We start from the raw sequence: 12,430 nt of genomic DNA, 5'->3' as shown, positions 1-12,430 counted from the left end.
CGCTTTCGTTACACACCTGAATAAGCCATAAATCCTCCATCGACAGGAACGGTGATCCCAGTGACAAAACCCGAATAGGATTCATCCGCCAGCCAAAGAAGCGTACCTAGCAAATCCTCGGGTTTTCCGAAGCGCTTCATCGGTGTTCCCGCAATAATTTTGTGAGATCGGCTGGTGAACGTTCCGTCTTGGTTGATCAGCAGATCATGATTTTGTTTTGTCAGAAAGAAGCCTGGGGCAATCGCATTGACCCGCAGCCCGGTTTCGGCAAAATGAACAGCCATCCACATCGTAAAATTATTGATGGATGCTTTGGCGGCACTGTATGCCGGAACCTTCGTCATAGGTGAATAAGCACTCATCGAAGAAAGATTGATAATCGCCGGTGAATCGGCTTTCAGCAGCTCTTTTCCAAACACTTGCGAGGCCAGAAACGCACCGGTGAAATTGGTGGAGAATACAGTTAGAAAGCCCCTCTCATCCATATCAAAAAAGGATTGGCCTTCTCCCGCTTCTTCATATGTCTCCACATCGGTTATCGCGTCAGGATGATTGCCGCCAGCCCCGTTAATTAACAGATCAACAGCGCCAAATTGGCCAAGGATGTCTTCCTTTGCCCGCTCCAGTGACATCCTGTCCAGCACATCCGCAGCAACAGCGCACGCTGTGCCGCCAGCCGCCGTTATCTCCTTCACGACCGCTTGGCCTTTTTCAGCCGTCCGATTCAAAATCGCCACCTTCATGCCATGACGGGCTAGCTCCCGGGCCATCGCAGAGCAAAGCACGCCGCTGCCGCCAGTGATGACAGCCGTTTTACCAGCCAGGTTCTCATGCAGCGGGATCATATGCCCACCTCTTTTTTTGCCATTGCTTCATAAGCGTCCCACAGCCCGTTCAAATACATGATGCCAAGTGCCCGATCGTATAAGCCATATCCCGGGCGGCATTGCTCGCCCCAAAGATGGCGCCCATGATCCGGTCTGACATATCCTTCGTAATCCTGCTTATGCAGTTCTTCCATCACGCCTTGAATGTTGATCGAACCATCCTTTGTTAAATGAGATGTTTCAATAAAATCGCCATTCTCATAAATTTTCACATTGCGAATATGTGAAAATGGAGCGATGCCGGCATACGTTTTAGCGATCTCCACCATGTCGTTAGCGGGATTGGCTCCCATTGAACCTGTACAAAGGGTGATACAATTAGACGGTGAATCTGATATCGCCCGCAGTTTCTTATAGCTTGCCTCTCCTGTGATAATGCGCGGCAGTCCGAAAATCGGCCACGGCGGGTCATCCGGATGAATGGCCATTTGAACACCATAGGCCTCAGCAACAGGAAGAATTTCCTGCAAAAAGAATGATAAATTGTCCCATAGCTTTTCTTCATCGACCGTTCTGTAGGCAGCAAAAAGCTCTTTGATCCGAGCCAATTTTTCGGGCTCCCACCCCGGCAGTGTCATGTCGGATGCTTCCTCCACCGTCCGAATCAGCTCTTGAGGATCAAGGCTTTCCACCTTGGCCTTTTCAAAAAACAGAGCGGTCGATCCATCTTCTAGCGGCCGGACATGTCCGTGCGTGTCCAATCAAAAACCGGCATAAAATTATAGCAGATCACTTTCACGCCAAATCCGGCAAGGTTGCGGATCGTTTGCTTGTAGTTTTCAATATACCGGCCGCGTTCTTCGTTCCCAAGTTTAATCGCTTCGTGAACATTCACGCTTTCTACAACTTCAGCATGAAAACCATAGGATTGAATATATTCAGTCTCGGCTCTGATTTCTTCTTTTTCCCACACGTCGCCGACGGGCTTTTGATGGAGAGCCCAAACGATGCCTTTGACACCGGGAATTTGCTTCACGTGTTCAAGTGTGACTGTATCGTTGCCTCGTCCATACCATCGGAATGTCATATTCATGCTCGCACCTCCGGATTCAGTCATTTAATCAAACGTGATGACGGCTTTCCGCACCTGATCTGGATGCTCCTTAATAAACTGAAATGCATGATGAACGTCATCAACTGAAAATGTATGGGTCACCAGTCCGTTATGCACTAACCGGCCTCTATTCAAAAGCTCTACCACTTTTGGAAACTGATTGGTCTGCAATCGCGATCCGGTTATCGTGACTTCTTTTTTTGTAATCGGCAGCTGAGAAACCTGAGCCGCTCTTTCATCGAATCCAAGCACAACCACATGTCCCGCCGGTGACACGGCCTCAATTGAAAGTGCAAATGTCTCCGGCAGGCAAACAGCATCAATGACCACGTTTGCTCCTTCATTCCCAGTCCATTCATGGACCCGCTCGGCAACATGTTCTGCTTGGACATTTACAACAGCATCGGCGCCGTTCTCTTTCGCAAATGCCAGCCGCTCGTTGTTCAAGTCAGTCATCATGACAGCAGCGCCCGCCAGCTTTGCCATTTTCAACACACAGATCCCGATGGGCCCCGCTCCCTGGATCAGGACGGTATCACCTTTTTCCACCTGGCCTCTCCACACTGCCTGGGCGCCTATCGTATAAGGCTCGGCCATGACTGCTTCCTCCCAAGGCAAGTCCTTTGAGACCGCGTGAAGCTGCCTTTCCGGAAGCACAATATATTCCCGCATGCCTCCGTCCTCATGTACGCCAAATACAGAAAGCTTGGCGCAAACATTCGGCCGCCCTTTGCGGCAGGCATAGCACGATCCGCAATAAGAAATCGGCTCAATTACCACATGATCACCGGGTTTTAGGCTCTGTACTTTCGCACCAACTTCCTCCACTTGTCCCGTTACCTCGTGTCCGATGACTCTCGGGAGGGTAGCAAGCGGATTCGTTCCATGATAAATGTGCATGTCTGAACCGCAAATGCCGACTCGCTTGACTTTCACGAGCACTTCATCATCCTTTGAAAGAACTGGCTTCTTCACCTCCGCTGTCACCAGATCATACGCTTTTCGCACTTGAACCGCTTTCATTTTACTCACCTGCTTTTTAAGAATTCATACACGCTCCGGACGATAGAAATTCCGTTTTTCTTATTTCTTTCTTCATGCAGCTGCTCGATCTCGCCGGGCACATACACTCTTTCGAATCCAACAGCCGGCGGTGATTGCTGCAGTTCATCGATCATGGCATCCATCTGCTCTAAAAACGTATCCCAGTCAGTAAAAAAGGCTGGATTGATCGCGCAAACGTAATGCCCCAGCTTTCTTTTTTGATCAAGGCCGCTGTACATTTTGGCAATATGAGGGCCAAAAGCCGCGCCCGCCAGCAATCCGGAAAACACATCCACTACAATCGATAGTCCATAGCCTTTCGGGCCGCCGAATGTTGAAAGTGAGACGACCTTGTCAGGATCAGTTACTGCTTCTCCGTTTTCATCGACTCCCCATCCTTCAGGAATTTCTTTGCCCTCTTCACGGGCCTGCAGAATCTTCCCAAAAGCCACTTTGGATGTCGCCATATCTAAGATAAACGGTTTTTTATGCTTAGCCGGAACACCGTAAGCAATCGGATTTGTCCCTAAAAAAGGAGTCCTCCCCCCAAACGGGACAACGATACTGTCTGTATGCGTCATTGCCATTCCGAGCAGCTTTTCGTCAGCCGCTTTTTGCACAAAATAGCTTAGCGCTCCGCAATGGCTGCTGTTTACGGCCGTGACCATGCCGACTCCTTTTTTCTTCGCCATGTCAATTGCATGGTCCATCGCCATGTCGCAATTCACATGACCGAAACCATCGTCTCCGTCAAGCACCCCGGTCACAGGCCCCGTTTCTTTAAAAACAGGCTGTGCCCCAGGATTGATCCCTCCCGCTAAAAGCCTGTTCACATAGTGTTCTGTGCGCAGCACGCCATGCGAATGTACATTGCGCAAATCAGCGTGCACGAGAACATCTGCTACTTTTTCAGCATCTCGTTCATTCAAACCGGCACCGGCCAGCTTTTGCCGAACGAGTCCCTTTGCTTCTTCAGCTGCAATTGTTATCGTTTTCAAGTAAGTGCCTCCTTCCTTTTCAGTTTTTTGGGCACTCTCCTAGCGAAACCCCTACAAACACATTTTATTTACAAATTATTTTAAATATTCTCTATATTATATTGTCAGCTCTTTTGATGAAGATCCTGAACGATCTGAGCATGCTGCTTGTCTGTGAGTTTATAAAGAAAGCCGATAATGATCATCGCTAATGCCAAAGCAATTGCCGGATACAGAAGAAGCAGCGCTTTGATGCCAATCAGCGCCTGTGCTGTCTGGACTGCATTCGGCACATAGCCGATAATCCCCAAACCGATCCCCGAGAGAAAGCCAGACAAAGATTGAGCAAGCTTTCTTGAGAAATTGAAAAGTGAATATGTCGTTGCTTCCTTCCGTTCACCGGATTTCCATTCGCCATAGTCGATAATATCGGAGACAAGAGCCCACGTGATGCCATTTGGGATACTGATTCCGATAAAGGCGATACTGGCGAGAATTGTAAACACATAAACGTTAGATGGAAGCATAAAGTTGATCAGATCCGCGGCCACACTGATGCCGAAGCCGATCATTGCCGTTCGTTTCTTTCCAAACATCTTGACGAGCTTTGGTAGGAATACGACGCCCAAAAAGGAAGAACCAATAATGATGAAGTTCATATAAGCCATTAATTCAACATTGCCCAAGTTATATTGTGCGAAATAGACGAGCATGGCGGATTTAATGTTGTATGCGGAAATTGAAAAAATCGTCATCAGGACAAGGGTTAACAGCGGTTTATTTGTAATAAATGTTTTGACGACAGATGAGAGTGTTAATTTTTCTTTGGGTGCTTCCGATATGATAATGCGCTCTTTGCAGTTGCGGTAGCAAATATAAAACCAAAGCACACCGAGTGCGGCGAACAAGCCCATGACCACCGGGTAGCCGACCTTCGGATTATCAAACTTGATGAGCAGCGGCATCACGGCAACACTTGTGATAAACAAGGCGCCAAGTGATCCGATTTGGCGGAACGTCGAAATGGAGGTCCGGTCCTCAGAATTTTGAGTCATCGCTGCCCCTAATGAGCCGTACGGAATATTCACAAACGAATAGCCGATGCCCCAAATCATATAGGATGCATATGCATATATCAGTTTTCCGGTCGTTGATACATTGGGAGACAGAAAAATAAGAACAGTAAGCACCGCAAGCACGATGCTGCCGATTAATAGATAAGGCCTGAATTTCCCCCGTTTGCCGATGTTTTTGCGATAATCGATTGATGAGCCGACAATTGGATCTGTTATCGCTGCAAACAGCTTACTGACTAAAAAAATGCCGCCGGCCATCGCAGCGGGGATTCCCGCTACATCAGTGAAATACTTCAATAAATAAATCTGGCCGAGATCAAACATAAAACCGTTGCCAAAATCACCAAAGCCATAGGACATTTTCTCTTTCAATGAAAGCCTTTTTTCCGTTTCGACCGACACAACCTTATTTGCCAGTTCAGTTCGCATGTTCCACCTCTGTGTCTTAAGAATTTTCGGATAGTGATCCGCTCAGCGATACTGAGCGGACACTTTGTTACACGTTTGCTTTCTCTTCTTGAAATTGAAAGTAGTGTTTCGCATTGTCATAGCAAATCCCCTGAACGATGCTTCCCAGAAGCTCCATATCGCGCGGCACTTCGCCGTTTTCCACCCATTCTCCAATCAAATTGCAGACGATCCGCCTGAAATATTCGTGGCGCGTATACGAAAGAAAGCTTCTGGAATCGGTGAGCATGCCGATAAAACGGCTGAAAAGGCCAACATTTGATAACGCTTTCATTTGGTCGAGCATTCCGTCTTTAGTATCGTTAAACCACCAGGCTGTGCCGAATTGTATTTTTCCCGGGGTAATACCGTCCTGAAAACTGTTGATCATGCTGGCGATGACATAGTTATCATTTGGATTCAGTGAATATAAAATCGTTTTCGGCAGCTGGTTCTTCATCTCAACTGAGTTCAGCAGCTTGTATAAAGGCTTAGCAATTTCTTCATCGTTCATTGAATCATACCCTGTATCAGGTCCGAGCCTTTTCATCATTTTTGTATTCGTGTTTCTTAAAGCGTTGATATGAAACTGCATCGCCCAATCGAGCTCCGCATACAAACCGCAAAGAAACTGAAGCGTATATGTCTTAAATTTCTTCTCATCTTCATAAGAAACCTCTGTTCCTTGTAATCTGTCAGAAAAAATCCGTCCAGCTTCTTCTTTTGTTGTTTCGGCAAATACCATTGAATCTATCGCGTGATCAGAAACTCTGCCGCCGGCTGAGTGGAAGAATCGCACTCGTTTTTCCAAAGCCTTTAAAAACCCATCATAGGTTGCAATGGATATGGCGGCGGCATCTTCAAGCGCCTGCACCCACTCAGGAAAGCCTTCACGATTGATCTCAAGTCCTTTATCCGGCCGAAATCCAGGCAGCACGCTGACAGGAAAGTCTTTGTCTTCTTTTAATAATAGGTGGTATTCAAGAGAGTCGACAGGGTCATCCGTGGTGCACACAACCTTTACATTTGATTTCACGATTAAATCCCTTGCCCCGAAGCCTTCCCCTTTGAGCAGTTCATTTGTCCGTTTCCATATAGCCGGTCCGGACTTCTCGTTTAAAATCTCGTAAATGCCAAAAAAACGCTGCAATTCTAAGTGAGTCCAGTTGTAGAGCGGGTTGCCGATCGCCATCGGCACGGTTTTCGCCCAAGCGATAAATTTCTCCTCATCAGGCGCATCTCCGGTAATGTATGTCTCCTCAATTCCATTGGCTCTCATAATGCGCCATTTATAATGGTCACCATACAGCCAGGCTTCCGTGATGTTTTGAAATGTCTTATTTTCATAGATTTCTTTCGGACTTAAGTGGCAGTGGTAATCAATAATTGGCATGTCTTTCGCATAATTGTGATAGAGGCTGACAGCGGTTTCATTTTTCAATAAAAAGTTTTCGCCCATGAAGGGGTCCATGTCCTCACCGTCTTTCATTCTATTTCAAAATGTTAACGTTAACATTTTGATTTGTATCTATTTTACCTTTATATTCCTCTGAGATCAATCTCTTTTTTGAAAATGAAATGTTAACGTTAGCATATAAACAAAAAAAAAGACATTGCCAGAAAGCACTCGGAAAGGAATGCTTTTGGCAATGTCAGATTCATAGAAAGGATTAGTAAGCCAGGCTGAAAAGTCCTTTAATGTGTGTTAAGTAGCGTACGTTACTTGCTTCTTTCATCAAGGAAGCAGGAAGACCTTTAAGCGGTGTAGAATTTGCACCAATGATGGCAACCGCGTCTTTGCGTCCAAGGCTTGCAAGTGTACCGGAGTTTACTGGCTTGAATGTTTCAAGCGTTTTGCCTTCCAAGTAAGCGAATAGGTTGTAACCGATCAGCTCACCCATTTGCCATGCGATTTGTGCAGTTGGCGGGTATGGACGGCCGTCTGGACCGAAGTAAACTGCGCTGTCTCCAGCAACGAATACATCTTCATGAGATGTAGATTGCAGGAAGTCATTTACAGTCGCGCGTCCGCGGTTCACTTCTAGGCCTGATTCACCGACTAATGGGTTACCTTGTACGCCGCCAGTCCAAACAAATGTGTTGGCAACAACTTTAGATCCGTCTTTCAGATCAATTACGTTTCCTTCTACATTTGTAACAGGAAGACCTGTTAAGAACTCAACGCCGCGTTTTTCAAGGCTTGCAGTCGCACGCTCGATAAGATCATCTGGAAGAACAGGAAGGATCTTCGGACCTGCTTCAACAAGTTTCAATTTGATTTCTTTATGGTCTACGCCGTATTTTTTCGCAAGGTTCGGCATGATGTCAGCAAGCTCACCAACAAGCTCAACACCTGTTAAGCCGCCTCCGCCGATAAGGATTGTTGCATCTGCTTCGTTTTTCGTTTTAGAGTACTCGCGCACACGGTCTTCAACATGCTGGAAGACTTTGTTCGCATCAGCAGCAGATTTCAATACCATGCTGTTTTCTTCAAGACCTGGGATGCCGAAGTAAGCCGTTACAGAACCAAGACCTACAACAAGCGCATCGTAAGTTAATGTAGAACCGTCAGCAAGCGCAACTTCTTTTTTATCAACAGAGAAAGAGCTTACTTCCGCAATTTTAAGATCAATGTCTTTGCCTTTGAAAAGTTTTTCTAATGGCATTGCAACCGCTTTTTCAGACACGTTGCCTGCAGCAAGGCGGTGTAATTCCGTAATGATTTGGTGAGTTGGGTATTTGTTTACCACTGTCACGCGTGCTTGTTCTTTTGTGTAATGTTTGCGAACTGTTAGAGCAGAAAGAACTCCGCCATAACCAGCGCCTAAAATGACAATATGTTTTGACATCGTATATCCTCCGTCCTTTATATCAATTTGAATCTGAGATTATTTTTGGTTTTCGCGTTCGTTCATGACTTCAAGGTAGCTGTTAGCAAAACGGAACAGCTTTTGAGCTTGAGGATCTTTCAGCATGCGAAGAAGGCCGAAAAGTCCAATTGTTTCGTTGCTTGCTTCCGCGCGGTCTTTTGCTTCAATCGCAGTCGCAGCTACTTCTTTCGCTGTTTCTTTTACAGGCTCGAGAATTTCAGTGATCGCACCGACTGTGTCGCTCTTTAACACTTCGTCAGTCGCTACAGACTGAGCGAAATCATAAGACTTCGTTAAAATATTCACTAACTCAGTCAGCTTCGGAAGCTGGTCAACTAAAACAGTCAATGATTCTTGAACTTCTGGCTTTAATAGCTGATCAATAAGATCTTGCTGGCTTTGGCTGACAGACGCATTTGTTTGATCGATTGTTTCTGGCATATCCAATTCTCCTTTACTATAAGCAGTTTGCTGATTTTTTTGGAAAGGGTAGTGCCTCTCCCTGTCTCACGCTTTTAAGGCATAAGAATAAGGATTGTGAATTCGTGCACAATCATTTACAAAAATAAATGTTTACTACCCAGTTTTTCATCTTGCCATATTCAGTATTATTTTTATCTAAAAATAAACAATTGAATAAGTCAAAATCCTTTACTCTCTCTGAAAATAGCAAACACAAAAAACTCCAATTCGATTACCTTCTATATGATAACACTTTTTGAACAAAATTTGAACGTGAATTGCTTCGATTATGAAATTAATTTATATGGAGCTCATGTCATAACGTTTCTGCGGCACTAGTTATTGACAATCCAGCAATTTCTCCCCTTCACTTTACCCATATTTCCAATAGAGGCTCTCTTTTTCCTGTGATCGGATCATTCGCCGGCAACGCCGCCTGCTTAATCTGTTTGACCGCTTCCTCTCGCTCATTGGGCTTCCCCGTCTTCATATCATACTGAACGCCACCGGGATAGGCGCCAAGGACAGTAAAATCGGGGCTTGAGCTGAGCTTTTTATGTCCGACTCCGGCTGGAATCACGACTGCGTCGCCTGATTTGAAAGGGATGGCAGCCCCTTTTTCACCCCCAAACTGAATCACAGCCTCTCCCCTAAGGGCAATCAGGACTTCATGCGTATTGCTGTGATAATGATGGTATGGAAAAACACTCCCTGACCAGCTGTTTGACCAGCCATGCCGGATGACGATCCGCTCTGCCAGTCCGGTGTCCTTAAGCGCGTTTTGATACACCACGAGCGGAAAATCAGGGTGATTTGGAATCCTGCCGTCATCCGGAAAGAAGTATGTCTGTGTCTCTTTTTCCATCAATTTCACCTCCCTTTTTTGTCTTCCACACATAGCGGTTCGCCAAACATGATGTTTTTCTCATGATTCCATTGATCTGCATGATACCGAATAGTATAGTATAAAAAAATAATGCCAGAATGAGGGATATCATGAAAGCTATCGTTATCGGAATATTGGCTTCACTCTTTTTCGCCGTTACCTTTATATTAAACAGAGCGATGGAGTTATCAGGAGGCAGCTGGCTTTGGAGCTCTTCGCTGCGCTTTATTTTTATGGTGCCATTTTTATGTTTGATTGTCATCATGAGAGGGACATTCACGCCTCTCTTACTAGAGATGAGGAAAAAGCCGTTTTATTGGATCAAATGGAGCTTCGTCGGTTTCGTGCTTTTTTACGCGCCGATTACATTTGCGGCTGCATACGGTCCGGGGTGGCTCATAGCCGGAACCTGGCAAATTACAATTGTAGCCGGGGTACTCTTATCTCCTTTGTTTTATGTCAAACAAGATATGCCGGGCGCTCCGCAGCTCGTTCGCCAAAAGATTCCCCTGGTTTCACTTGGCACTTCTGTGATCATCCTGATTGGAGCGGCTCTGATTCAGCTTCAGCATGCAGAATCGCTTTCTGGGAGGATGCTGCTTTTCAGTGTGCTGCCGGTTGTCATTGCGGCTTTTGCCTATCCGTTAGGAAACCGAAGAATGCTCGAAGAATACGGAGGCCGGCTTGATACATTTCAGCGCGTGCTTGGAATGACATTGGCAAGCCTTCCATTCTGGCTTATATTAGCAGCTTACGGCTGGTGGTCAGATGGCCTTCCAACAGCAAGTCAAACCGTTCAATCCTTTATCGTTGCCGTCAGCTCAGGCATCATTGCGACGGTTTTATTTTTCTGGGCCACTGATATGGTAAGAGACAATCCGCAAAAACTCGCAGCTGTTGAAGCCACTCAATCCGGTGAAGTGATTTTCGCGCTGCTTGGTGAAATTGTTCTGCTGTCAGGCGTTTTCCCATCTCTTTTATCATTTGCCGGTTTATTCATTATAATAGCGGGGATGATGTTACATACCTTCACTTCACAGCCGAGAAAACCGAAAAAGAAAGCACAGTCAAATCTGACTGCGTAGCATCTGCAGGAGAATGGGTGAAAGCCTGTTCTCCTTTATTTGTGCTACCAAAAGGAATCTGTTTCACGTTATAGTTAAATATAATGTCAGCCTACTTATATTGAAAGGTGATTATTGTAATGGAAGCAAACGATCAAACACAAAACATACCAGCCATCTCCTTCAGATCAGTCAGAAAAAGCTATAAACAAGATGGACAAACCTATGATGTGCTGCAGGATGTCACCGGAGACATTCAACAGGGTGCAATCGTAGCCGTTTTAGGTCCTTCCGGCTCAGGCAAAAGCACCCTCCTTTCTATGTGTAATTTAATGAGAACGCCTGACAGCGGCGAAGTCAACATATATGGAAAGGAAGTCAGAGAATGGAATGTCAATGAGCTGAGGCGAACGGCAGCCCTCGCGTTTCAATCGGCTCCCGTGCTCGACGGGACAGTGCGTGACAATTTAAGTCTTGTACAAAGGCTGCATCAATCCCAGCTGTACTCTCCTGAAAAGCTGGCTTCTCTTGCAGGGCTGCCGCCAGAGCTGTTAGATAGAAGCGCCAGAGACTTATCGGGCGGGCAGCGGCAAAGACTGTCACTGGCCAGAACGCTCTCAAATCCTTCCTCCATTCTATTGTTGGACGAAATCACGTCGGCCTTGGACCCGGTTTCTGCCCTTGAGATTGAAGAACTGATCAAACGTCAGCATCAAGAGAAAAAATGGACAGTCATGTGGGTTACTCATAATATGGAGCAGGCAAAACGAGTAGCCGATACCATTTGGTTTATGGCAGATGGCCGGCTGCTTGAAATCGCTGAAACCGAAACATTTTTCTCCGCTCCGCAGCATGAAGCAGCGAAAGAATTTTTGAAGGGAGGCACTCGGTAATGGATTACCTTTCTCTCTCTTTAACGATGATCTTTGTTTTGATCGCCTTGTTTTTATCAAAATCCTTTAAAGCCGGTGTAGAAAAAGACATGATCATCGCCACCATCCGGGCCGCGGTGCAGCTGCTTATCATCGGTTATGTTTTGTCGCTGATTTTTCGCGGAGACCACCCTGTTTTTATCCTGCTGATGGTGCTGTTAATGCTCGCGGTGGCGGCGCAAAATGTCATCAAGCGAAAGAAAAATGCAATCGGTTCATTTTGGAGGGTGTTTGCCGCGTTAGCAATCGTAGAAATGGTGACGCAGGGAATTCTTCTGTCTCTTCATATCATTCCGCTTACGGCACGATATGTCATTCCGATCAGCGGGATGGTCATCGGAAATTCGATGGTGCTCTCAAGTTTGTTTCTAAACCGGCTTAACTCAGAAGTCGGCGTTCGCAAAGAAGAAATTCAATTAATATTGTCACTTGGCGGCACACCGAAGCAATCCATACAGCGCATTCTTACTTCAGCGATGAAAATGAGTATGATCCCGACGCTCGAAAGCCAGAAAACACTGGGTCTTGTTCAGCTTCCCGGCATGATGACAGGCCAGATTCTAGCCGGCGCGGACCCGATTCAGGCAGTACGTTTTCAACTCTTAATCGTGTTTACAACGATGGCCTCAGCCGCGCTGACTTGTGTAATCTTAAGCGTGCTGACATACCCATCATTATTCACCGTTCATCAGCAGCTGAAGCAGAATGAATGACAGACAAAAGCCGCTTTC

At 46.1% G+C, this 12,430-nt stretch carries 11 protein-coding genes and 1 pseudogene; 3 read left to right on the top strand and 9 right to left on the bottom strand.

What is annotated here, in order from left to right:
* Window positions 1–8 precede the first annotated feature (8 nt).
* The 9 genes and pseudogenes from MKY10_RS06635 to MKY10_RS06595 all read right to left on the bottom strand — a co-directional run bounded on the left by MKY10_RS06635 (window position 9) and on the right by MKY10_RS06595 (window position 9,682).
* Window positions 9–845 (bottom strand): SDR family oxidoreductase, encoded by an 837-nt coding sequence (locus MKY10_RS06635; protein ID WP_003245605.1) that lies wholly within the window; start codon window positions 843–845, stop codon window positions 9–11.
* Window positions 842–1,920, bottom strand: a pseudogene (uxuA, locus tag MKY10_RS06630) (mannonate dehydratase). The gene MKY10_RS06635 and the pseudogene uxuA overlap by 4 nt, the downstream one beginning before the upstream one ends.
* 24 nt (window positions 1,921–1,944) lie before the next feature.
* Entirely contained in the window at window positions 1,945–2,964 is a 1,020-nt protein-coding gene (locus tag MKY10_RS06625) for a zinc-binding alcohol dehydrogenase family protein (RefSeq protein WP_044052549.1), read from the bottom strand.
* A 5-nt stretch (window positions 2,965–2,969) separates the two neighbouring features.
* Entirely contained in the window at window positions 2,970–3,983 is a 1,014-nt protein-coding gene (gene allD / locus MKY10_RS06620) for an ureidoglycolate dehydrogenase (RefSeq protein ID WP_015252300.1), read from the bottom strand.
* 104 nt (window positions 3,984–4,087) lie between these two features.
* Window positions 4,088–5,467, bottom strand: coding sequence for an MFS transporter (locus tag MKY10_RS06615; protein WP_015252301.1), 1,380 nt, complete (start codon window positions 5,465–5,467; stop codon window positions 4,088–4,090).
* A gap of 67 nt (window positions 5,468–5,534) precedes the next feature.
* On the bottom strand, window positions 5,535–6,956 hold the full coding sequence (gene uxaC, locus MKY10_RS06610) for a glucuronate isomerase (RefSeq protein ID WP_048655275.1): 1,422 nt from the start codon (window positions 6,954–6,956) through the stop codon (window positions 5,535–5,537).
* Window positions 6,957–7,155: 199 nt separating this feature from the next.
* A complete protein-coding gene (locus MKY10_RS06605; RefSeq protein WP_003232765.1) occupies window positions 7,156–8,334 on the bottom strand; it encodes an FAD-dependent oxidoreductase in 1,179 nt (392 codons plus the stop codon).
* Window positions 8,335–8,373: 39 nt separating this feature from the next.
* Window positions 8,374–8,796, bottom strand: a complete 423-nt coding sequence (locus MKY10_RS06600) for a DUF1641 domain-containing protein (RefSeq protein ID WP_003220510.1) — start codon at window positions 8,794–8,796, stop codon at window positions 8,374–8,376.
* Between the two features lie 388 nt (window positions 8,797–9,184).
* Window positions 9,185–9,682, bottom strand: coding sequence for a cupin domain-containing protein (locus tag MKY10_RS06595; protein WP_029317652.1), 498 nt, complete (start codon window positions 9,680–9,682; stop codon window positions 9,185–9,187).
* A 131-nt stretch (window positions 9,683–9,813) separates the two neighbouring features.
* On the opposite strand from MKY10_RS06595, the gene MKY10_RS06590 reads away from it, so the two are divergent.
* From MKY10_RS06590 to fetB, 3 genes are all read left to right on the top strand, one after another.
* Complete coding sequence (locus MKY10_RS06590) at window positions 9,814–10,788, top strand: multidrug resistance efflux transporter family protein (RefSeq protein ID WP_048655274.1); 975 nt, start codon at window positions 9,814–9,816, stop codon at window positions 10,786–10,788.
* A gap of 119 nt (window positions 10,789–10,907) precedes the next feature.
* On the top strand, window positions 10,908–11,660 hold the full coding sequence (locus MKY10_RS06585; protein WP_048655273.1) for a phosphate ABC transporter ATP-binding protein: 753 nt from the start codon (window positions 10,908–10,910) through the stop codon (window positions 11,658–11,660).
* Window positions 11,660–12,412, top strand: a complete 753-nt coding sequence (gene fetB / locus MKY10_RS06580) for an iron export ABC transporter permease subunit FetB (protein ID WP_048655272.1) — start codon at window positions 11,660–11,662, stop codon at window positions 12,410–12,412. Before MKY10_RS06585 ends, fetB begins: the two co-directional genes overlap by 1 nt.
* The last annotated feature ends 18 nt before the right edge of the window (window positions 12,413–12,430 follow it).

Source organism: Bacillus sp. FSL P4-0290, assembly GCF_037975435.1.
GTDB lineage: Bacteria > Bacillota > Bacilli > Bacillales > Bacillaceae > Bacillus > Bacillus subtilis.
This window is presented reverse-complemented; position numbering and strand designations above follow the sequence as displayed.